13 protein-coding genes are annotated in these 23,261 nt (G+C 75.8%); 5 read left to right on the forward strand and 8 right to left on the reverse strand.

Annotated elements, in window-relative coordinates; translation table 11 throughout:
- Nucleotides 1–51 precede the first annotated feature (51 nt).
- On the reverse strand, nt 52–1,734 hold the full coding sequence (locus RKE29_RS13575) for an FAD-dependent oxidoreductase (protein WP_312005468.1): 1,683 nt from the start codon (nt 1,732–1,734) through the stop codon (nt 52–54).
- A gap of 78 nt (nt 1,735–1,812) precedes the next feature.
- Nucleotides 1,813–2,721, reverse strand: a complete 909-nt coding sequence (locus RKE29_RS13580; RefSeq protein ID WP_312005469.1) for a diiron oxygenase — start codon at nt 2,719–2,721, stop codon at nt 1,813–1,815.
- A gap of 146 nt (nt 2,722–2,867) precedes the next feature.
- On the opposite strand from RKE29_RS13580, the gene RKE29_RS13585 reads away from it, so the two are divergent.
- The gene (locus RKE29_RS13585) at nt 2,868–3,710 is read left to right on the forward strand and encodes a TetR/AcrR family transcriptional regulator (RefSeq protein WP_312005470.1); all 843 of its coding nucleotides are present in this window, start codon (nt 2,868–2,870) and stop codon (nt 3,708–3,710) included.
- Nucleotides 3,711–4,220: 510 nt separating this feature from the next.
- Here RKE29_RS13585 and RKE29_RS13590 read toward each other — a convergent pair.
- The 3 genes from RKE29_RS13590 to fxlM form a co-directional block, all read right to left on the reverse strand.
- The gene (locus RKE29_RS13590) at nt 4,221–5,735 is read right to left on the reverse strand and encodes a lantibiotic dehydratase family protein (RefSeq protein WP_312005471.1); all 1,515 of its coding nucleotides are present in this window, start codon (nt 5,733–5,735) and stop codon (nt 4,221–4,223) included.
- 171 nt (nt 5,736–5,906) lie between these two features.
- Complete coding sequence (locus RKE29_RS13595; protein WP_312005479.1) at nt 5,907–6,080, reverse strand: FxLD family lanthipeptide; 174 nt, start codon at nt 6,078–6,080, stop codon at nt 5,907–5,909.
- A gap of 73 nt (nt 6,081–6,153) precedes the next feature.
- Entirely contained in the window at nt 6,154–7,404 is a 1,251-nt protein-coding gene (gene fxlM / locus RKE29_RS13600) for a methyltransferase, FxLD system (RefSeq protein ID WP_312005472.1), read from the reverse strand.
- 666 nt (nt 7,405–8,070) lie between these two features.
- Here fxlM and RKE29_RS13605 point away from each other — a divergent pair.
- Entirely contained in the window at nt 8,071–8,217 is a 147-nt protein-coding gene (locus tag RKE29_RS13605) for a transposase family protein (RefSeq protein ID WP_312005473.1), read from the forward strand.
- Between the two features lie 45 nt (nt 8,218–8,262).
- Here the strand turns inward: RKE29_RS13605 and RKE29_RS13610 are convergent, their stop codons facing one another.
- Genes RKE29_RS13610 through RKE29_RS13620 form a run of 3 tightly spaced genes read right to left on the reverse strand, consistent with a single transcriptional unit; the run spans nt 8,263 to nt 10,786 of the window.
- Nucleotides 8,263–9,486, reverse strand: coding sequence for a beta-ketoacyl-[acyl-carrier-protein] synthase family protein (locus tag RKE29_RS13610; protein ID WP_312005474.1), 1,224 nt, complete (start codon nt 9,484–9,486; stop codon nt 8,263–8,265).
- On the reverse strand, nt 9,483–9,749 hold the full coding sequence (locus RKE29_RS13615; RefSeq protein WP_312005475.1) for an acyl carrier protein: 267 nt from the start codon (nt 9,747–9,749) through the stop codon (nt 9,483–9,485). The genes RKE29_RS13610 and RKE29_RS13615 overlap by 4 nt, the downstream gene beginning before the upstream one ends.
- 50 nt (nt 9,750–9,799) lie before the next feature.
- Nucleotides 9,800–10,786, reverse strand: a complete 987-nt coding sequence (locus RKE29_RS13620) for a beta-ketoacyl-ACP synthase III (protein ID WP_312005480.1) — start codon at nt 10,784–10,786, stop codon at nt 9,800–9,802.
- Between the two features lie 330 nt (nt 10,787–11,116).
- On the opposite strand from RKE29_RS13620, the gene RKE29_RS13625 reads away from it, so the two are divergent.
- From RKE29_RS13625 to RKE29_RS13635, 3 genes are all read left to right on the forward strand, one after another.
- Entirely contained in the window at nt 11,117–12,172 is a 1,056-nt protein-coding gene (locus RKE29_RS13625; protein ID WP_312005476.1) for a DUF5829 family protein, read from the forward strand.
- Nucleotides 12,173–12,520: 348 nt separating this feature from the next.
- Nucleotides 12,521–18,331 carry a non-ribosomal peptide synthetase gene (locus tag RKE29_RS13630; RefSeq protein ID WP_312005477.1) on the forward strand — a complete coding sequence of 1,937 codons (5,811 nt, stop codon included), beginning with the start codon at nt 12,521–12,523 and terminating at the stop codon, nt 18,329–18,331.
- Nucleotides 18,328–23,261, forward strand: a 4,934-nt coding sequence (locus RKE29_RS13635; RefSeq protein WP_312005478.1) for a MupA/Atu3671 family FMN-dependent luciferase-like monooxygenase, incomplete at its 3' end; no start/stop codon positions are given. The genes RKE29_RS13630 and RKE29_RS13635, both read left to right, overlap by 4 nt.

The raw sequence follows: 23,261 nt of genomic DNA on the forward strand, positions 1-23,261 counted from the left end.
CGCCCGCCCGGCCGCCGCGGGCCGGGCCGTACGTCACCGCCGGGCCGGGCCTCAGCGCGGGCCGGGCCGCCGGGTGGCCCGCAGCAGCTCCGGTACGGTCGCGAACTTCACCCGCAGCCGCCCGGCCCGCTCGCCGAGCCGCCGCTCGGCCTGGTCGATCGCCAGCACCTGCCGCCGCCCGATGGCGCTCGGCCTGCGGCGGCGCACCAGCCGGGCGAACTCCCGGGCCGTGCCCACCGGCCGCGGCAGGCGGCCCGCGGCGGCGTCGGCCAGCAGGGCGTCCACGGTCTCGGCGGCGCACGTCCGGTTCGTACCGATGCCGCCGGAGGGGCCGCGCTTGATCCAGCCGACCACGTACGTCCCGGCCAGCGGCTCGCCGGTGGCCGGGTCCACCACCCGCCCGCCGCGGTGCGGCACGGTGGCGCGGGCGGCGTCGAACGGCAGGCCGGGCACGGGGCTGCTGCGGTAGCCGATGGACCGTACGAGCAGGCCGGCCGCGACGGTCTCCTCGGCGCCGGTGCGCTCCACGGTCACCGGGCCGTCCGCGGCGCCGGCCGCCGGCCGGGTGCCGGCGACGCGCAGCGCCTCGACCCGGCCGTCGCCGATGACCTGCGTGGGGGCGGTGAAGAAGCGGAAGACGATCCGCTTGCCGGGGGCCGGGGCGGCCGCGAGGTCCACGCCCCGGGCGGGCACGCCGCGCAGCAGCGCGGCCGTGGACCCGGGGCGGGCGGCGGCGAGGGCCGCGCGGGTGTGCGGGTCGGCGTCGTCCACGACGACCTCCACGCCCGGCAGGTGGGTCAGGGCCAGGAACTCCGGCCCGGTGAACGCCGCCTGGTCCGGGCCGCGCCGCCCGAGCAGCACCACCTCGCGCACGCCGCTGTCGCGCAGCGCGGCCAGCGCGTGGTCGGCGATGTCGGTGGCGGCAAGCCGCTCGGGGTCGGAGACCAGGATGCGCGCCACGTCGAGGGCGACGTTGCCGTTGCCGACGACGACCGCGCGCTCGGCGGACAGGTCCACGGCGGTGGCCGCCATGCCGGGGTGCGCGTTGTACCAGCCGACGAAGGCGGTGGCCGGCAGGCTGCCGGGCAGGTCCTCGCCGGGGATGCCCAGGGCCCGGTCGGTCGCGGCGCCCACCGCGTACACCACGGCGTGGTGGTGGGCGGCGATCTCGGCGGCCGTGACGTGCTTGCCCGCCTCGACGTTCATGTGCACGCGCACCCGCGGGTGCCGGAACAGGCCGGCGAAGCTGTCCCCGATCCGCTTGGTCGAGGTGTGGTCCGGGGCCACGCCGAAGCGCACCAGGCCGCCGGGCACCGGCAGCCGGTCGATCATCGTGACCGAGGCGCCGGTGGCGCGCAGCAGCGCCTGCGCGGTGTACGAGGCGGCGGGCCCGGTGCCCACGACGGCGATCCGCAGGTCCTCGGACCCGTCGGGCACGGCCTGCGGGAAGTGCGGCGCGCCCCACGCGTTGTCGCCCTCGCGCGTGTCGTAGTACTGGCGGTTCAGCTCGGCGTAGACGGTGTCGGAGCCGCGCAGCCGGTCGACGGGGAAGATCGCGTCGACCGGGCAGGCGTCCACGCAGGCGCCGCAGTCGATGCACGCCTTGGGGTCGATGTAGAGCAGGTCGGTGGTGCCGAAGTCCGGGTCGTCCGGGGTCGGGTGGATGCAGTTGACCGGGCAGACGGACACGCACGAGGCGTCGTTGCAGCAGGTCTGGGTGATCGCGTAGGCCATGGCCGTTGACGTTCCTCGTGGTGCGGCTGCCGGTCGGCGGCGGACGAGAGCGAGAAGTGCGGGAGCGGCGGCTGGGCCTCAGAGCATGTGGACGCGCCTGTAGATCGCCATCGCCGGCCGGGTCAGCAGCCCGGCGTCGTTCAGGAACTCCATCAGGTGGGAGCAGCTGGAGCGGAGCATCGACTGGTAGTGCGCGTTGTCGCGCGCCTCTTCGACGGCCCGCTCGGTGTCCAGGCCGGCCGCGGCGTACACGCCCTTGTTCACGATGTTCCGCAGGATGAAGTACGCGCCCGAGGCGATCGCGATACTGCTGATGTGGCGGCGGGCCGCGCTGATGCCGGCCATCCGCTCGCGGATCTCCTGGCGGGCGAACTTCATGTGCCGCGACTCCTCCACCACGTGGATCTTGCTGGTGGAGCGCACGATGTGCAGCACGTTCTCACCGCGCATCCAGTCGCGCTGCATCACGTCCAGCACCTCCTCGGCCACGAGGATGCCGCCGTAGGCGGTCTCGGCCGCGGCCAGCGCCTTGAAGCCGCGGCCCAGCTCGATGCTGAGACGGTCGGGGAAGTACGCCGGCACGCCCATCTTCTCGCACGCGCGGGCGAACATGATCGAGTGGCGGCACTCGTCGGCGATCTCGGTGAGCGCGAACTGGAACTCGGCGTTCGCCGGGTTCTTGACGTACTGGTCGCGCAGCACCATCTGCTGGAGGATCATCTCGAACCAGATGCCCGTGCACATGATCGAACAGACCTCGTGCCGGGTGAGCGTGACCCGCTGCGCCTCGGTCGTCTCGTCCCACAGCCGGGTGCCGTACAGCGTGCTCCACTCGGGGTTGAGTCCGTAGGCGTCCTCCGGGAGCGGCGCGTCCCAGTCGACCTCCACCAACGGGTCGTACGACAGGGTCGCCGCCGAGGCGAGGAGGCGCCTTGACACGTCCTCGTCCGTGCTGCCGCGCTGGACGTCCACTGCCACGCTGGTCATCGTCGACACCTCCGGGATGGGACTCGGCTCGGTACTCGGCTGGTCGGTGCGGCCGGGCTCGGTGCCCGGCCACTTTAGGGGGTACACCGACGTACCCGCTAACTAGAGCGTACATTCGCGTACCCCCTATTCGCTAGACTTCACCCATGGCCTCGCGAAACAGTTCCAGCGGCGCGGACGGCAGAGCCACCCGCTGGGCCGGGCAGCACGAGCGGCGGCGGGCGGAGTTCGTGGACGCGGCCCTGGCCGCCATCACGGCTATCGGGCCCGAGGTGTCCACCGAGCAGATCGCCGCGTACGCCGGCGTGGCCCGGCCCCGGCTCTACAAGCACTTCTCCGGCGCCGACGACCTGTACCGCGCGATCGCCCAGCGCGCCGTGGAGCAGCTGACGGCCGAGCTGGGCCCGGTGTGGAACCCCGAGGGCTCGCCGCTGGAGATGCTCGGCACGGCCATCGGCACGTACGTGAGCTGGCTGGCCGACCACCGCAACCTCTACCGCTACGTCATCCGGCACTCCCTCACCGGCACCTCCGGCGAGTCCGACGCGATCACCGACCTGCGCACGGCCATCGGCGAGCACACCGCGCGGCTGTTCGCCGACTACCTCGTCGCCTTCGAGCTCGACCCGCGCACCTCCGAGCCCCTGGCCTTCGGCCTGGTCGGCTTCGTGGAGGCCGCCGTCGGCCGCTGGCTGGAGCAGCCGGCGGGCCTGAGCCGCGGCGATCTGACCGACTACCTGGCCCGCTGGCTGTGGCGCACGCTGGACGACACGCTCAGCGAGGGCGGCGTCCGCCTCGACCCCCACCAGCCGCTGCCGGCGCCGGAGGACGTGGGGCGCAGCGGGTACGCGCGGGAGGAGGCCGGACCGGAAGCGGCGGCGCCGGCGGCGGCCGGGCCGGGGGGCGGCGCGGCGGCGGAGCCGGTGCCCGGGTTGGTGGAGGCGTCACTGAACGGGACGGGGACAAGGGGGCGTGTCTCCGGCGAGTAGTGGGGGTGCCGACGCCGTGAACTCAGGACGCCGAAGTCGTCAGGCTGCCGGAGTCGGCGACCAGGGACTCGAAGTTCTTCAGCCTCTCCGCGCGCCAGGGCCGGGCCCGGCCGGCAGCCTGGCTGGCCCGGCCCAGTGGGGTGGTTCAGCGTCCGGCGAGGGTGCGGGTGAAGGTGACGGCGTTCCGTACGGTTCCGACTCCGGAGGCATCGTCGTGGCCGGGGACCGCGCAGACGCCGGTCACGCCGTTGGCGCTGTTGCACCCTCGGTCGAGGTCGTAGGTGCCGTGGGTGCCCGGTTCGATTCGGGCGAGCCTGGGGGCGAGCGGGCCGAGGTGGTGTCCGGCCTGCTGGGCGGCCAGCGCGGTGATCCCGGCGAGCAGTGGTGCGGCCACGCTGGTGCCCGCCGCGCGGAACCACCCCGGCTGCTGGCCGGGCAGGACGTTGACGCTGCTGTAGGCGATCANCCCCGGCTGCTGGCCGGGCAGGACGTTGACGCTGCTGTAGGCGATCACGCGGGAGTCGGTGCTGCCGACCAGCGCGATGTCGGCTGTGGCGTTGGAGGGCCAGATGCGGGAGCGGCCGGCGCCGGTGGCGTGGCCGGAGCCGTCGTCGGTCCACAGCCGGTCGGGGGCGGTGCGGTTGCGAACCGCCCGGCCATACTGCTGCCCGGCCTCGGTGTCCCGGTCACCACCAGACGGAATGCTCCGCGCGCCAGGGCGTCCGCAGAGGCGGCGTGGATCTCGACGGACACCTCCGCGCGCGGCACCGGGATGATGTCCGCGCCACCTGCCAGCTCGGCGATCACCGGCTCGGTCAGAACGATCTCGTCCTGGCCGTCGAGCGCGGCCTGCTGGATCAGGGCCAGGAGCTTTTCGTCGCGCTCGGTCAGCTCGCGTGGGGCGCGCCTGTGCGCGGAGCCGAGGTAGCCGGCCGGTAAGCCGAGTCCGCTGTCGGACACCAGATCCAGGACGGGCACCACCGCACCGACCCCGTACCGCGCCCGGAACCGGCTGTGGTAGTCGCGCCACTGCGGATAACCGAACGGGAACGGCGACAGGCGGGACAGGACACCCACGGCCTCCCGGGCTTCCCGGGCCACCGCATCGGGGATCTGAACGTCGCAGTCCAGGGCAGTGTCGACGACCAGCGGGACCGGCGCAACGTCGCTGAGTGCTCTCATTCGCCCGGCCGCCCCAGCCCAGGCCGGAGACGGAGAGAGGGGGCTGCGCGGGGTGAGTTCGTCGCGTATCGCGTACAACTGGCGCACAAGGTCCGCGAGGCCGGGAATGCTCTGGGCTTCGGCGGCGTCCAGTTGGGCACAGACGTGACCGAGCGCGTCGAGGCAGGTCATCGGGGCCCGCAGGCTGGTGATCAGGACGTTCTGGGCCATCAAGCCGCCGAGCAGGCTGTCGATCATTTCTGCGGTGGCAGTGGGGAACCGGTCGCCGAGCTCTGTGCGAAGTGCGCCGTACCGGACAGGGGCTCGGGCGGCGTCAAGTGCGACGGCGACCGGCCGGGTGTGGCGCACCGACACCTCGACCGGGGCCAGCCGGTGTCCGCGCCCATCTGCCGGTGGTCCCGGCACGACGTACCGGTCACCTCGTATCTGCCCGACATCGTTCGCGACGACCAGCAACCGCTCCAGCAGTTCCGGACACCGCTCAAGGCGGGCGACGATGTCGGCGAGCCAGTCCGCGTCGGCCCGCGCCGCCGTGTGGTGCTTGCCGCCCCACGACACCTGTCCCTCGGGCCCGATCCGCACCGGGGCGACGCCGGCGAACAAGCCGAAGGGAGTGGGGCGCTGCTGCCAGCGCAGCAGGTAGAAGGCGAGGGAGAGCACGGCCCGGCGCACCCGCCGCGGATCGGGACGGCTCCTCGCCACGATGTCGTCGATCCGGCGGCACAAGTCGGGGCTGGCGGCACTCAGAGCTTCGCGGATCTCTTCACGCTGCCATACCTCGGCCAGCCACGCGCGTCCTCCGACAACCACGCTCTCGCCGGACAGATCGAGGCCGCGGGGCACATCCAATGCCCCTGGAGCCGTGGTGGCACGCAGTATGGCGCCGCCCTGCCCTCGGTAGCTGACTGATGATCGCTGTACCACAGGGTCCCTCCCTCAGCACACCGGCCCACGGGTGCTGCTGGTGTGCCGAGCGGGCAGGCCGCCAAGGCACACCAGCAGCAGAGGAATCCGTCAGGCCGGATCGTCCACGAACGAGTCGCAGGCGCTGGCGCCGTTCTCGCAGGTGGCGCCGCAGTTGTCATCCGTGTTGCACTGGAGCTTGCTGTTCGGGTGCGCAGCCACGACGACCCGCACGTCCAAGGCGAACTCATCGTCGCTGTCGAGGTCCGGCCATTCGGCTGACATCGTGCTGCCGCCCGAAAGACGTATGTCGCTCATCCGATCGTTCTCCTTACTCGGTGGAGTAGTGCAGGACGCCCTAGTTCTCGGCGGCAGGCGCAGCCGTGGGCCAGGAGAGCACGACCCGGCAGTGAACCTTGTTGATGACTCGCCCGATGGATAGCTCGGGCAGTTGATCATCGGGGGTCGCGGCGGGGTAGACACTGATCTCAGGACCAGGCCCGCCCCGCTGTTCCCGGTCCCATGCACGCACGTGATCGGCCACCGTCTCGGCGAACGCAGGACCATCAGGCCCGAAGGCGTGGACCCCGAACTCGGCCGACTTGTCGTCGGGTGTACGGCGCGTGGTCACATACGCGAAGTTGGCCTTGTCGACGGCGGCCATGGCGAACCCCTTGTGGCGCGGGGAGACGAGCCCGGTGTCGAGATCAGGATCAACGGCCATGATGCAGAAGTCCGGCAGCACCGTGGCGAGATACAGCTGGAGCATTTCGTACGACTCCCAGCGCCCGACGATCACTCCCGTCCAGGTCTCCGCCCGCGGGGTACGTACTGCGTTGTCCAGCAGACCCGGCTCGGCGGGCAGCCCGTCATCGAACCGCAGACCGATCTCCGCCGTACCGTTCACCAGCAGCAACTGCTCCTGATGCGCCCCGGCACCCTGCATCGGCACGAATCCGCAGACTTCACACCCTCGGGACACCAGGCGGCCTTCTTCACGCTGGAAGACAACCGAGCGAGTCAGGCCCCGCATCCGCAGCGGCACCACGAGCCTTCCGCCGTCGGACAACTGCTCGACCCACGCCGGCGGGATGTCCCAGGTCCCGACCGTGATCAGAATCCTGTCGAAGGGGGCATGCGCGGCGACGCCCTCTTCCGCATCGGCGAGCACGACGCGAACTCGCGAGTAACCGGTGTCACCCAGCAGCCGCTCGGCGCGGGCTGTGACGTCAGGGTCGATGTCGACCGTCGTCACCTCACCGGACTCTCCCGCCAACTCCGCCAGATAGGCGGCGTTCAGGCCACCGGAACCGACTTCCAGCACACGCATCCCCGGCCGGATCTCGGCCTGCTCCAGCATGAAGGCCTGGATGCGGGCCGCGCTGACCGAGCTGAGCGCGATCCCGTGCTCGTCCCTCTTGGTCACCAAAGCGCGTTGGGCAGCGTACGCGTCCTCCACCGACTCCTCCGGCAGGAAGAGGTGCCGGGGGACAGCACGGATAGCTCGTTCGACCGCTTCGGTGCGGAGAGCTTCCAGCTCATGCAACTTGTCGACCAACTGCTCTCGCAGCTCATCGACACGGTCGGACTCGGTCGCCACGTCGGCCACAGAGTAATTCCTTTCTGGCTTCTAGCCTAAGAACTAGTCACTGCATCGTCCGGGGATTCCCTGGACGACCCGCTTGCTCCAGCGGTGTGCCAGGCCGCCAGCCCGGCCGCCCACCGCCATCGGAGCTGCCATAGGCCGGAAACGGGTGGGAATCTTCCTCCGAGACTGTCAGGCCGGATCGTTCACGAACGAGTCGCAGGCGCTGGCGCCGTCCTGGCAGGTGTTGCCGTAGTCGTCATCAGTGGGACAATCACCCGCTCCGGCGCGGGAACTGGTGGGCACAACGACACGAGGGTGGATTCGGCATTCACTGGCCGGAGTGTAGTCGAGCCGCTACGCAGGTGGCACGAGTGGAATCGGTCTGCACCAAGCCTTCGTACCGGGGACGTCCGGTGACACCTCCCCCAACCTTTACGCGGCCTCCACATCCGGTCGAGGGCCGAAGGCGCAGCGGCAGCGGGCTGAGGACCGGGGGCCTCGGCCGCTTCGTCAGCCGTCCGGGCGGTGCCGGTGGCCTGTGATTGCGGTCATGACAAGCGGCTCTGACCACTTCTTGTGGTCTCGTGACGTAGCGTTACGCCCATTGGATCGTTAACCCGTTCGTGTGAGTGCAGCGGGCTGGGCAGGGCCTTCTCCCACCTGGCATCGGTCGTGGTGGAGTCGGTGGTGGTCGACGAGGATGCGGTGGCCGTCGCGGCGCGGGCTGCGGGCCGGGAGGCGGTGTGCCCCTGCTGCGGTACGGCGTCCGGCCGTGTCCACGGGCGGTACCGGCGGCGGCTGGCCGACCTGGCCGTGGCGGGGCGGAAGGTCTGACCAGCCTCTTCAACCCCAGCAGCACAGGATGAAAGAGGCTCACTGTCAGGCCGCGGTGAAGACCAGCACCGCGTTCTGGCCGCCGAAGCCGAAGGAGTCGCTGACGGCGACCTCGACGCGGTGCGGACGGGCGGACCCGGTCACCAGGTCCAGGTCCACCTCCGGGTCCGGGCGGACCAGGTTGGCCGTGGGCGGCACCGTATGGCGCTCCACGGCCAGGACGGTCAGGGCCGCCTCGATGGCGCCCGCCGCGCCCAGGGTGTGGCCGGTGACGCCCTTGGTGGAGGTGACCGCCGCCTTGGTGCCCAGCAGGGTGCGCAGGGCGCGGGCCTCGGCGGCGTCGTTCAGGGGGGTGGAGGTGCCGTGCGCGTTGACGTGGTCGACCTCGTCGGGGGTTACGCGCGCGTCGGCCAGGGCGGCGCGCAGGGCGCGCAGGACGCCGGCGCCGTGCGGGTCGGGTGCGGTCATGTGGTGGGCGTCGGCCGAGGCGCCGTAGCCGGCCAGCCGGGCCCGTACGCGCGCGCCGCGGGCCCGCGCGTCGGCCTCGCGCTCCAGGACCAGCGCGCCGCCGCCCTCGCCGATGACGAAGCCGTCCCGGTCCGCGTCGAACGGGCGGGAGGCGGCGGCCGGTTCGGCCAGCCGCCGGGACAGGGCGCCCATGCGCGCGAAGCCGGTGACGATCAGCGGCACGACGCCCGCCTCGGTGCCGCCCGCGACGACCACGTCGCACCGGCCCGCGCGCAGCAGGTCCAGCGCGGCGCCGACGGCGGTCGCGCCGGACGCGCAGGCGGTGGCCGTGACGAGGTTGGGGCCGGTGGCGCGCAGGTCCATGGCCAGGTGGCCGGCCGCCATGTTGGGTACGAGCAGCGGGATCAGCAGCGCGGACACCGCGTCCGGGCCCTCGGACCGCAGGACGTCGTGCTGCCGCTCCCAGGTGGCGACGCCGCCGAGGCCGCAGCCGACGACGACGCCGACGCGCGCGCCGTCCCAGGTCACCGGGTCCAGGCCCGCGTCGGCCACCGCCTCCCGGGCCGCGGCCACCGCGAACTGGCTGAACCGGTCGTGGGTCAGCGGGCTGCGCCGGCCGGCCAGCGCGGCGGGGTCGAAGTCCGGCACCGTACAGGCGATGTCCACCGGCAGTCCGGCCAGCGACGGCTGGCGGCGGGCCGGAGAGCGGCCCGCGCACACGCCGCGCCAGGTCTCCGCCACGCCGATGCCCGCGGCGGTCACCAGGCCGAGGCCGGTGACGGCGACGCCGGGCGCGGTCATGACGACGCCGCGGCGGCGGCCTGCTCCCCGATGATCTCGGCCGCCCGGCCGATGGTGTCGCGGGGCGTGGCGGCGTCCTCGGCGACCTGGACGCCGAGTTCCTTCTGCACCACCAGCAGCAGTTCGACCAGGAAGAGGGAGTCCATCTCCAGGTCCTCGAAGGTGACGTCGGGCCGGATCTCGGCGCGCTCGACCTTGAAGTGGGTGACGAGCAGGTCGGCCAGCTTGTCGTACATGGCGGGCGCTGCGGGGGTCTCGGGCATCGCGGGTCCCTCTCGTGAGGTCGGTGAGCAAAGGTGGGCGTGCGGGGCGGTCAGGGCCAGGTCAGGACCGACGAGCCCCAGGTGAAGCCGCCGCCGAAAGCGGTGAGCAGGACCCGGTCGCCGGAGCGCAGCGCGCCCGCGGCGCACGCGTGGTCCAGGGCCAGCGGGATGGAGGCGGCGGCGGTGTTGCCGACCTCGGCGATGTTGCTGAAGCAGCGCTCGCGCGGGATGCCGAGTTCGTCGGCGAGCCGGTGCAGGATCCGCTGGTTGGCCTGGTGGCCGACGAGCACGTCCACGTCCTCCCGGGCCCAGCCCGCGCGGGCCAGCACGGCGCGCGAGGAGGCGGCCATGCGCCGCACCGCGTGCCAGAACACCTGCTTGCCCGCCATGGTGAAGTAGTGGTCGCCGGGTTCGGCGGCCCGGCCGGACAGCCGCTGCCCCGACCCGCCGGCCCGTACGGTGATCAGGTCGTGGCCCTCGCCGTCGCTGCCGAGGTCGAACGGGCCCACCGCGCCCGGCTCGTACGTCCGCCCGGCGCGCAGCACCACCGCGCCCGCGCCGTCGCCGAACAGCGCGGCCGTGGACCGGTCGGTCGGGTCCAGGACGCTGGAGAAGGTGTCGGCGCCGATGACCAGGGCCCGGTCGGCGACGCCGGCGGCGATCAGCCCGGCGGCGGTCGCCAGACCGTAGACGAACCCGGTGCACACCGCGGCGACGTCGTACGCGGCCGCGCCGGTCAGGCCGAGCCGGGCGGCCACCACCGGGGCCGTCGCCGGGCAGGGCCGGTCGGGCGTGGTGGTGGCCACCACCACGGCGTCCACGGCCGACTCGCCGGCCGCCTTCAGCGCCCGCTCGGCGGCGCCGACGGCCAGGTCGGAGGTTGCCGTGCCGGGCTCGGCGACGTACCGCCGCTCGATGCCCGTACGCGACCGGATCCAGGCGTCGGAGCTGCCGGACGCGGCGGCGATCTCCGCGTTCGGCACCACGCGGGACGGCAGGTGGCTGCCGGTGCCCGCCAGCACCGCGGCCCGGTGCACCGGCGTCGGCCGGCCGCCGGCGTGCGCGCGGTACGCCGTGGCGCGGCGCCGGCCGTCGGCCACGGCCGGGCCGCTGTCAGGGACTTCCATGCGCACGGCACCCCCAGTTGCGTTGAGCGTGAATTCGATCGTTTCCCCGCTTGGTTCGCGGTGTCAAGGACGGAAATCCCGGTACAGGGACGGAATACAGGGGGCCATACAGGGGCGGTGTACGGGACGCCCAGGGATTCTCCCGATACGCCGCACGGTCCGGCCGGCGCCAGACTTCTGACCGGTGAAAAGAAATCCGGAGGACCTGTCCGGACGACCTATTCGGAAGCGGAGTGGCGCGTGACGACCGAACCCGCGGCACGTCTGAAAGTGCCGGTTCCCCGTATCGACCACGTCATGGTCCTGCTGGACGAGGACGGGCACCGCGAGGTGTCGGCCAGCGGTTTCGTCGCGGAGCGCTTCGGCCGGATCCGGCGGAAACAGGCCGACAGTTCGGTCGCGGGCCCGTACGCCACGCTCGGCGTGGCCGGCGAGCACACGCTGATCGAGTTCTTCGGCGCCGCGCTGCCCGCCGCCTCGCCGCTGGTCGGCGGCCTGGTGTTCACCTTCGAGGAGCCGGGCTCCTCGCTCGCCGCACGGGCGCTGCTGGACGCCTCCGGCCACGGCACCTACCGCCATGACCTGGTGCGCCGCACCGAGAGGGGCACCGGCGAGCGGCGGCCGTGGTACAGGATGATCGACATCGACCTGGGCGAGGGCAGCCCGCTGCTGCTGTTCTTCAACGAGGTGGTGCCGGAGTACTTCCGCGCCATCGGCGCCCGGCCCGCTCCCGACGGCCGGCTGCGGCGGCGCGACTACCTCGCCGCGGCGCTGGGCGAGCCGTACGACGGCACGAAGATGATGCGCGACATCACGGGGGTGACGCTGGCCGTCGGCCCGCGGCGCGCCCGCCATCTCGCCGACGCGCTGTCGGTCTTCGGGTTCCGCGCGGCCGACCGGGCCGCGCACGGGGTGTCGACCGGAATCCGGGAACTGCGCGGGCCCGGGCTGAGAATCCGCCTGGACATCCTCTCCGGCGCCGACGGTGTCGACGGCACCGGCGGCAGTGGCGGTTCCGACGGTTCCGGTGGCGTCGGCGGTACCGGCGGTTCCGGCGGCGGTGGCGGTACCGGCGGTTCCGGCGGCGTTGGCGGTACCGGCGGTACCGGACGGGGCGCCGGGCCGGGCGCGGCCGGAGAGCGGATCACCGAGATCGAGGTGTCGCTGACGCCCGGGTCGGCCGGGCCGGCGGCACCGGCCGAATACCGGTTCGGCCCGTCCGCACGGCTCGTCATCGACACTCCGGAACGCGCCCGGTGGGTTTTCGATCCGCCGGGCCGGGCCGGGTCCGGCTGATTTCCGGCCGCTTTTCCTTTCCGGTGTTTCCGCCCCCGGGCTCCCGCCTCGGGCCGCCCCGCCGCCGGCCCGCTTTCGGGCGTACGGCGCGGCGGGCCGCGGGCGCCGGGACCACGACGGGAAGGGGGGCGGATCACCGCGTCGAAGAATTGCGCGGCGGATCACGGCACCGGGCAGGCGGGGGGATCGCGGCACCGGAAAGCACCATCACGGAAGACCTCCGCAGCCACGGACATCACCGGGCCACGGCGTCAGGGAGAACCCCCGGCGCGGCCGGTCCGGCCGGCCGGTCAAGGACACCGGCGCGCGGCCCGCGCAGCGGCGGGGAGAGAGCAGGGAAAGCGCGACATGACTGAGACCATCCCCCTCTTCGGCGAGATCTTCGACCGCCGAGCCGGCGCGGCGCCGGAGGCGACCGCGATCGAGTTCCGCGGCCGGCGGCTGTCGTACGGGCAGCTGGCCGACCGGTCGGCCGCCCTGGCGGACCGGCTCGCCCGCGCGGGCGTCGGCCCGGACGACGTGGTGGGCGTCGCGGCCCGGCCGTCGCTCGACTGGCCGGCGGCGGTCCTGGGCGTGCTGCGCGCCGGGGCCGCGTGGCTGCCGCTCGACCCCTCCTACCCGGTCGCCCGGCTGGGGCACATGATCGCGGACTCCGGTCTCGGCACGCTGCTCGCCGACCCGGTCACCGCGTCCCGGCTGGCCCGCGGCGGCCACCTGGCAGGCGTGCGCACCCTCGGTCTGCCGGGCCTGGAGGAGCGGGACGAGCCGGACGGGCCGCCCGGGACCGCGCCGCCGCTCCGGCCCGTCCACCCCGGCCACCTGGCCTACGTGATCTACACCTCCGGCTCCACCGGCCGCCCCAAGGGCGTGGCGCTCACCCACCGCGGCCTGGCCCAGCTCGTACGGGCCCAGGATCGGGTCTTCGGCGTGACCGCCGACGCGCGCGTGCTGCAGTTCGCGCCCGCCGGCTTCGACGCGTCGGTGTTCGAGACGGCCATGGCGCTGGCCGCCGGCGCCACGCTGGTGCTCGCGCCCCGCGACGACCTGGCGCCGGGCCCCGGCCTCGCGGACGCCCTGCGCGGCCTGCGGATCACCCACGTCACGCTGCCGCCCTCGGTGCTGGCCACGCTGCCGCCCGCCCGGCTGCCGGACCTCGCGGTGCTGGTGTGCGCGGGCGAGGCGCTGCCGGAGCGGCTGGCCGAGGAGTGGCTGCCGGGCCGGCGGGTGTTCAACGCGTACGGGCCGACCGAGACCACCGTGTGGGCCACCGTCGCCGAGCTGGCGCCCGGCGGCGGCAAGCCGCTGATCGGCAGGCCGGTGCCGGGCGCCCGCGCCGTCGTGCTGGACGACCGGGCCCGGCCGGTGCCGGACGGCGTGCCGGGCGAACTGGCCGTCGGCGGGCCGGGGCTGGCCCGCGGCTACCTGGGGCGCCCGCGGCTGACGGCCGAGCGGTTCGTGCCGGACCCGGGGCCGGAGCCGAGGCCCGCCCCGGGACCGGAGCCGGGACCGGAGCCGGAGCCGGTTACGGGACCGGGGCCGGAGCCGGGGCCCGAGCCGGGGCCCGGCCGACGGCGCCGGAGGCGGCTCACCGAGGTGCTGGACGCACGGCTCGGCGGGGGGCCCGCGGGGTCCGCGGACGGGCCGGTCCGCGGAAGCGCGCACGCGCGGGAAGGCGGCGGACCGCACGCCCCGCACGCGCGGGACGCCGGCAACCCGCCCGCGCGGGACGGCAGCGCTCAGCCCGCGCGGGCCGTGGACGGGCCGTACGAGCCCGGCGCCCGGCTGTACCGGACGGGGGACCGGGTGGTGCGGCACCCGGACGGCAGCCTGGAGTTCCTGGGCCGCCTGGACTACCAGGTGAAGATCCGCGGCATCCGCGTCGAGCCCGACGAGGTCGCCCACCACCTGGCCGCGCACCCGGCCGTCACCGACGCCGTGGTGGTCGCCCGGGACGGCGTCGCGGGCCCCGAGCTGATCGGCTACGTCACCGGCCGGGCCGGGCCCGACGCCCTGGACGGCACCGCCCTGCGCGCGCACCTGGCCGGGCTGCTGCCCGGCCACCTGGTGCCCGCGGTCGTGGTGCCGCTGGCGCGGATGCCGCTGACGCCGAGCGGCAAGGTCGACCGGGCCCGGCTGCCCACGCCCGGCCGCTGCGGCGTACGGGCCGGCGGCGCGCCGCCGCGCACGCCCACCGAGTGGGCGCTGGCGGGGCTGCTGGCCGACCTGCTGGACGCGGACGAGGTCGGCGCCGACGCCGACTTCTTCGCGTTGGGCGGCCATTCGCTGCTGGCCGGCCGGCTGGCCGCGCGGGTGCGCGCCGAGCTGGGCCGCGAGCTGCCACTGGGCCGGATCTACGAGGCGCGGACCGTGACGGCGATGGCCCGGCTGCTGGACACGGCGCCCGCCGCCGGCCCGCTGGGCGTGACCGTGCCGCCCATCCGCCGCGCGCCCGCGCGGGACGACGGAGAGGGCTATCCGCTGTCGTTCCCGCAGGAGCGGGTGTGGTTCCTGGAGCGCCTCGCGCCCGGCGGACTGGCCTACAACGCGCAGGCCACGCTGCGGCTGCGCGGCCCGCTGGACCCGGCCGTGCTGCGGGCGGCCCTCACCGCGGTCGTGCGCCGCCACCCGGTGCTGCGCACCGCGTTCCGGGACGCCGGCGGCCGCCCGGCGCAGTTCCCGCGGGAGCCGATGGACGTGCCGCTGCCGCTGACCGACCTGTCCGAGGTGCCGGCCGCCCGCCGGGAGGGGCGCGCCGAGGAGATCGTGCGGGAGACCATCCGCGCGCCCTTCGACCTGGGCGCGCCGCCGCCGGCCCGCTGGGCGCTGATCCGGCATGCCGCGGACGACCACACGCTGGTGCACGTGGAGCACCACATGGTGCACGACGGCTGGTCGTTCGCCGTGTTCCTGCGGGAGCTCCAGGCGCTGTACGAGGCGTACGCGGCCGGCCGGCCGTGCCCGCTGCCGGAGCCGCCGGTCTCCTACGCCGACTTCGCGGTGTGGCAGCGGGAGTGGCTGCGCGGCGAGGTGCTGGACGCCTACCTGGCGCACTGGACGGCCGAGCTGGCCGACCCGCCCGCCGCGCTGGACCTGCCCACCGACCGGCCCCGGCCGGCCGCGCAGAGCTTCGCGGGCGCCTGCCTGCGGATCGAGGTGCCGCCCGCGCTGTGCCGCTCCTTACGCGCGTACGCCAGGGCGCGCGGGGTGACGCTGTTCGCGGCCATGCTGGCCGGGTTCGCCGCGCTGCTGTCCCGCTACAGCGGCCAGCGGGACCTGGTGATCGGCAGCGGCGTGGCCAACCGGCGGCTGGCGGAGACCGAGCGGATGCTGGGCATGGTGGTCAACACGCTGCCGCTGCGCGTGGACCTGTCGGGCGCGCCGGACTTCGCCGCGCTGTGCGGCCGGGCGCACCACACCGCCGCGCGCGCCCACGAGTGGCAGGACGTGCCCCTGGACCGCCTGGTGGACGCGCTGGCGCTGCCGCGCGACCCGTCCCGCAACCCGCTGTTCCAGGTGATGTTCAGCTTCCACGACGCGCAGGTGCCCGAGGTGGACTTCGCCGGCATCCGCGGCACCGTCCTGGAGCGGCACAACGGCAGCGCCAAGACCGACCTCAACGTGGTGGTCATCCCGCGCGCCGAGCAGCGCGCCGGGCACGCCGCCGCGCCCGGCGGCGCCTCGGACGGTGACGCCCGCGCCGACGCGCGGGAGCCGGTCACGCTGCTGTGGGAGTACGCCACCGACCTGTTCGACGCGGACACCGCCCGCCGTATGGCCGGGCACTACCTGGCGCTGCTCGGCGCCGCGCTCGACGCGCCCGAGGTGCCCTACGACCGGCTGCCGCTGCTGTCCGAGGCCGAGCACGCCGCCGAACTGCGCGCCGCGCGCGGGGTGGTGACGCCCTTCCCGCGCGAGCGGACGCTGCCGGAGCTGTTCGCCGGGCACGCCGCCGCCCGCCCGGACGCGCCCGCCGTGGTGACCGCCGGCCACACCGTGACGTACGCCGGTCTCGCCGCGCGCGCGAACCGGGTGGCGCACCTGCTGCGCGCGCACGGCGTGGGCCGCGACGCGCCCGTGGGCGTGCTGCTGGAGCGCGGCGAGGACCTGGTGACCGCGCTGCTGGGGGTGGTCGTGGCGGGCGGCGGGTACGTGCCGCTGGACCCCGGCTACCCGGCCGCGCGGCTGTCGGCGATGCTCGCGGACACCGGCGCGCGCGTGGTGCTCACCCGCGCGGGCCTGCGCGACCGGCTGCCGGACGGCGCCGCGCGCGTGCTGGCGCTGGAGGACGCGGCGGACCTGCCCGCCACCGCGCCGCCGCCGGTGGCCGTGCCCGAGAGCCTCGCCTACGTGCTGTTCACCTCCGGGTCGACCGGCCGGCCCAAGGGCGTGCTGGTCGAGCACCGGTCGGTGGTGCGGCTGGTGTGCGGCACCGACTTCGCCGAGTTCGGCCCGCACGACCGGATCGCCCAGGTCTCCGACCCGTCCTTCGACGCGCTGACCTACGAGCTGTGGGGCGCGCTGGCCAACGGCGGCGCGCTGTGCCTCGTCGGCCCCGACGAGCTGCTGGCCCCGGGCGCGCTCGGCCGGGCGCTGCGCGCGCGGGGCGCCACCAGCCTGCTGCTGACCTCCGCCCTGTTCACCGAGGTGATGTCCGCCCACCCCGACACCTTCGACGGCCTGACGAACCTGCTGCTGGGCGGCGACGTGCTCGACACCGGCCGGGTCCGGCGGCTGCTGGCGCGCGACCCGGGCCGCCGGCCCGCGCGGGTGCTCAACTGCTACGGGCCCACCGAGGGCACCGTCATGGGCACCTGGCACCTGGTCGACGCGCTGCCGCCGGACGCCGCCTCGGTGCCCATCGGCCGCCCGGTGGCCAACACCGCGGCGTACGTGCTCGACGCGCACCTGCGGCCGGTGCCGCGCGGCGTGCCCGGCGAGCTGTACCTGGGCGGCCTCGGCGTGGCGCGCGGGTACGCGCGGCGGCCGGGGCCGACCGCCGAGCGGTTCGTGCCCGACCCGTACTCCGGCGAGCCGGGCGCGCGGCTGTACCGCACGGGCGACCTGGTGCGGCGGCGGCCGGACGGGGAGCTGGAGTTCCTGGGCCGGGCCGACCAGCAGGTCAAGATCCGCGGCTTCCGGGTGGAGCCGGGCGAGGTGGAGGCGGCGCTGACCGCCCACCCGCGCGTGCGGCAGGCGGCGGTGGTGGTGGACGACGCGCCGTCGGGGCGCCGCCTGGTGGCGTACGTGGTCCCGGCGGCACCGGCCGCACCGGTCCCGCCGGCCGCACCGGTCCCCTCGGTCCCACCGGCCGCACCGATCCCCACGATCCCGCCGACCGCACCGGGGGCCGCGGCGGCCGGGCCGGACGGGGGCGTACGGGCCGGGTGCGGCGACGCCGCACGGGCCGGGGACGGGGTAGGCGCGGAAGAGCCCGTACGGGCCGACGGTGACCCCGGACGGGCCGCCGAGGCCGCACGCGCGGAGCAGGCCGCACACGCGGCGGACGGCCCGGACACGACGGACGGAACCGACGGGGCGTACAGGGCCGACGGGGCTGAAGGGACTGAGACGGCGCGCGGAGGGATCGGCGCGCCGGGCGGCGGGGACGTGGGGGCCGAGGAGCTGCGCGAGTTCCTGGCCGCCGGTCTGCCGCCGCACCTGCTGCCCGCCGCGTACGTCGTCCTGCCCGCCCTGCCGCTGACGCCGAGCGGCAAGGTCGACCGGGCCGCGCTGCCCTCCCCCGAGGTGGCCGGGCCCGAGGTGGCCGGGCCGCCCCGGGGCGGCGGGGTGCCGCCGCGCACGGACACCGAGCGGGAGCTGGCCGCGCTGGTCGGCGAGCTGCTGGGCGCGGCGGTGCCGCCCGGCGTGACCGACGACTTCTTCACACTCGGCGGCAACTCCCTGCTCGCCATGCGGGTCGTGGCCCGGGTGGCCGAGCACTGCGGCGTGGACGTGGCGCTCGGCGACTTCCTGCGCGCGCCGACCGTGGCGCGCCTGGCGGCGGCCGTGGACGCCGCCCGGGACCGGGCGAACGCCGAGCCGCCCCCCGCCCCGCCCGTCGACGGCGACCAGCGGCTGCTGGACCGGATCGGCGAGCTGTCCGACGACGAGGTGGCCGCGCTGCTGCGCGACCTGGCCGATGACGAGGTCGAACGATGACGGACGCCACACCCCTGCCCGTATCCGACGCCGCGCCCGCAGACAGGGCGCACACCGCAGACAGCGCAGACACCGCAGACACCGCAGACAGGGCGGACGCCGTGCCCCTGCCCGCCACCCCCGAGGAGCGCCGCGCCCTGCTGGCCGACCGGCTGCGGCGCCGCCTCGCCGGGCGGGGCCGCCCCCTGTCGTACCCGCAGCGGCGGCTGTGGTTCCTCGACCAGCTCGACCCGGTCGCCGCCGTGTACGCGGTGCCGCTGACCTACCGCATCCGCGGCCCGCTGGACGTGCCCGCCCTGGAGCGGGCCCTGGCCGGTGTCGTACGGCGGCACCACGTGCTGCGCACCGTCTTCCGCCCGGTGGACGGCGAGCCCCGGCAGTTCGTACGGCCTTCAGGTCCGGTGGCGGTCCCCGTGGTGGACGTGTCGGGGCACGCCGACCCGGAGGGCGAGGCCGGGCGGCGGTGCCGGGAGGAGGCCCGGCGCCCGTTCGACCTGACGGCGGACCCGATGCTCCGGCCGCTGCTGCTGCGCCTGGCGCCCGCCGACCACCGGCTGTGCCTGACGCTGCACCACATAGCCTGCGACGGCTGGTCCCTGGACGTGCTGGCCGCCGAACTCACCGCCTTGTACGAGGCCGAGGCCACCGGTGCCCCGGCGGGCCTGGCGCCGCTGCCCGCGCAGTACGCGGACTTCGCCGAGCGGCAGGCCGCCGAACTGGCCGACGGGCCGCCCGCGGACCTGATCGGCTACTGGCGCGGCCGGCTGGCCGGGGCGCCCGCGCTGTGCTCGCTGCCCGCCGACCGCCCGCGCCCGCCCGCGCAGAGCCACGCGGGCGCGCACGTGGAGTTCGCCGTCGAGGAGGCCGTCGCCACGCGCGTGGCGGAGCTGGCCCGCCAGACGGCGGCGACGCCGTTCGCGGTGCTGCTGGCCGCGTTCGCCGCCCTGGCGCACGCCTACACCGGGGACGGCGAGGTGATCGTCGGCTCGCCGGTGGCGGGCCGCACCCGGCCTCAGGCGCGGCCGCTCATCGGCTTCTTCGCGAACACGGTGGTGCAGCGGCTCGACGTGTCGGGCAACCCGCCGTTCCGCGAGCTGGTGGCGCGGGCCCGGGACGAGAGCCGGGCCGCGGTGGCGCACCAGGACCTGCCGTTCGAGAAGCTGGTCGAGGAGCTGCGGCCCCGCCGCGACCCGGCCCACAACCCCGTCTTCCAGATGCTGTTCAGCTACCACGAGGCGGCGGCGCGGGGCCTGGAGCTGACCGGCTGCCAGGTGGCGATGGAGCCGGGCGACACCGGCACGGCCAAGTTCGACCTGACGCTCAGCCTGGTCCGCGCGGCGGGGCGGCTGACGGGCCGGCTGGAGTACAGCACCGACCTGTTCGAGGACCGTACGGCCCGGGACCTCTGCGAGCAGTACCGGACGCTGCTGGCCGCCGCCGTGGCCGACCCGGACCGGCCCGTGGGCGCGCTGCCGGTCCTCACGCCCGCGCAGGCGCGCCGCTTCCTCGCCGACGCCCACGGGCCCGCCGACGCGCCCGCGGAGGCGCTGATGCCCGAGTTGATCGCCCGCCAGGCCGCGCGCACGCCCGGCGCCCCGGCGGTCGTCGGCGCCGCGCCGGGCGCGCCGGCGCTGACCTACGGCGCACTGCTCGCGCGGGCGGACGCGCTGGCGGCGCGGCTGCGCGCGCGGGGCGTGGGCCCGGACGTGCCGGTCGGCGTGTACCTGGACCGCTCCCCCGACCTGGTGGTGGCGCTGCTCGCGGTGCTGCGGGCCGGCGGCGCGTACCTGCCGCTGGACCCGGCGTACCCGGCGCGGCGGCTGGCGTTCATGGTCGCCGACGCGCGGGCCCCGGTGGTGGTGACCCGCGCGGGACTGGCCCGCCGCGCGGGCCGTACGGGCGCGGAGCCGGTCGTCCTGGACGCCCCTGAGGACCCTGAGGACCCTGAGGACACGCCCTCGGAAACCGCGGACCCGCGCGGGCCGTCGCCCGGCCACCTCGCGTACGTCGTCTACACGTCCGGCTCCACGGGGCGGCCCAAGGGTGTGATGATCTCGCACCGCAACCTCCAGACGTTCCTCGGCGGCATGGACGCGCTGCTGGACGGCGACCCCCCGGACACCTGGCTGGCCGTCACCAGCGTGTCGTTCGACATCTCCGTACTCGAACTGCTGTGGACGCTCGCGTGCGGCTACCGGGTCGTGCTGCGCGCCGACGAGCCGTCGGCGGCGGCCTCCCTCCCGGCCCCGGCCGGCCCCCGGCCGCGACCGCGCACCCGGCCGCTGGAGTTCAGCCTGTTCTACTTCGGCGGGGACCGCGGCGGGTCGCCCGACGACGCCTACCGGCTGCTGATGGAGGGCGCGCGGTTCGCCGACCGCAACGGCTTCACCGCGGTGTGGACCCCGGAGCGGCACTTCCACGAGTTCGGCGGCCTGTACCCCAACCCGGCCGTCACCGCCGCCGCCGTCGCCGCCGTCACCGAGCGCGTCGCCGTCCGGGCCGGCAGCGTGGTGCTCCCGCTGCACGACCCGCTGCGGGTCGCCGAGGAGTGGGCGGTCGTGGACCACCTCTCGCGCGGCCGGGTGGGCGTCTCGGTGGCCTCCGGCTGGCAGCCGGCCGACTTCTGCCTGGCGCCCGACCGCTACGCCGACCGCAAGAAGGCCATGCTGGACGGGCTCGCCGAGCTGCGCGCGCTGTGGCGCGGCGAGGCGGTCACCCGCCGCACCGGCGCGGGGACCGAGGCGCGGGTGCGCACCTACCCCGCGCCCGTACAGCCCGAGCTGCCGGTGTGGCTGACCAGCGCGCGCAGCCCGGAGACCTTCGAGGCGGCCGGCGCGTGCGGCGCCGGGCTGCTGACCCACCTGCTCGGGCACGGCGCCGACCAGCTCGCGGAGAAGATCCGCCGCTACCGCGCGGCCTGGCGGGCGGCGGGTCACCCGGGCGACGGGCACGTCACGCTCATGCTGCACACCTTCCTCGGCACGGACGGCGAGGCCGTGCGGGAGCTGGTGCGCGAGCCGCTGTGCGCGTACCTGAAGACGTCCTTCGACCTGCTGGCCGGGCTCGGCGACGCGGCCGGGCCGGGTGCCGACCCGCGCGCGCTGCCGGAGGCGGAGCTGGACCAGCTCGTGGCGCGCGCGTTCGACCGGTTCTACGACACCTCCGGGCTGCTGGGCACGCCCGAGGCGTGCACGGGCCTGCTCGACCGGCTCACGGCGGCCGGCGTGGACGAGATCGCCTGCCTGATCGACTTCGGCGTCGCCCACCAGCGGGTGCTCGACGCGCTGGAGCACCTGGCGGACCTGCGGGACCTGACCGAGCAGCGGCGGCGCGCCGCGCTCGCCGACGAGCCGCTGGCCGAACAGCTACGGCGGCACCGGGTCACGCACCTCCAGTGCACGCCCGGGGTGGCCGGGACGCTGGCCCGGGACGAGGACGCCGCGCCCCGGCTCGCGGGCCTGCGCCGCCTGCTCGTCGGCGGCGAGGCGCTGCCCGCCCCGCTGGCCGCGCGCCTGGGCGAGCTGCTGCCGGGCCGCGCGCACAACATGTACGGGCCCACGGAGGCCACCGTGTGGGCCACCACCGCTGCGGTGGGCGGCCCGGGCCCGGTGACCATCGGCCGGCCGCTGCCGGGCGTACGGGCGTACGTCGCCGACGCCTACCTGCGGCCCGCGCCGGTGGGCGTCCCCGGCGAACTGCTGCTGGGCGGGCCGGGCGTGGCGCGCGGCTACCTGGGGCGGCCGGGGCTGACCGCCGAGCGGTTCGTGCCCGACCCGTTCTCCGGCGAGCCGGGCGCGCGGCTGTACCGCACGGGCGACCTGGTGCGCCGCCGCGCGGACGGGGAGCTGGAGTTCCTGGGCCGGCTCGACCACCAGGTGAAGGTGCTCGGGCACCGGATCGAGCTGGGCGAGGTGGAGAACGCGCTGCGGGCCCACCCGGGGGTCGCCGAGGCCGTCGTGACGGTGCGCGGCCGGGACGAGCACAGCCGGATCACGGCGTACTGCGTGCCCGCGCGGGCGAGCGGCCTGCCCGCGCGGGAGGGCAGCGTGCCCGCGCGGGGAAGCGGCCCGCCCGCGCGGGCGGCCGCCGGGGCGGGCGGGACCGCCGCTGGTACGGGCGGCACCGTGGCCGGTACGGGCCGGACGGCCGCCGGGGCGGACGGCGAAGCCGCCGGACCGTCCGGGGAAGCGCCCAGCCCGCAGGGCGGGGCGCCCGCCCCGGACGGCCGGACCCCGGAGGCGCCCGACCAAGCCCCGGAGACTTCCGGCCAGGCCCCCGAGGCTCCTGGCCCGGACGGCGGGGCGCCCGCCCAGGACGGCCACGCCCTGGAGGCCCCCGGCCAGGCCCCGGAGACTTCCGGCCACGCCCCGGAGGCCCCCGGCCCGGACGGCGGCGCGCCGGCCCCGGACGGTCGGCCCCCGGAGGCGCCCGGCCCGGCCCCGGGAGCCCCCGGCCAGGCCCCCGAGGCTCCCGGTCTGACCGCGGAGGCGCTGCGGGCCTTCGCCGCCCGTACCCTCCCCGCCTCCATGCTGCCCGCCGACGTGGTGCTGCTGGACGCGCTGCCCACGACGCCCAACGGCAAGGTGGACCGGTCCCGGCTGCCCGACCCGCGGCCCCGCCCGGCGGCCGGCTACCAGCCGCCGCGCGACGACCGGGAGCGGCGGGTCGCCCGGGCGCTCGCCGAGGCGCTGGGCGCCGAACGCGTCGGCGTGGAGGACAACTTCTTCGAGGCGGGCGGCAACTCGCTGCTGGCCGTCCGCGCGCGGGCGCTGCTGCGGCCCGTCCTGGGCGACGGCCTGTCGCTCGTGGACCTCTTCCGCTACCCGACGGCCCGCGCCCTGGCCGCGGCGTTCGACACGGCGGCGGGCGGCGGCGCGGCGGGGCCCGGGCCGGGCGCCGGGCCGGGCGCCGACGACGATGTCGCGCGGGC

The organism is Streptomyces sp. B1866 (assembly GCF_031932565.1).
In the GTDB taxonomy this organism is placed as follows: Bacteria; Actinomycetota; Actinomycetes; order Streptomycetales; family Streptomycetaceae; genus Streptomyces.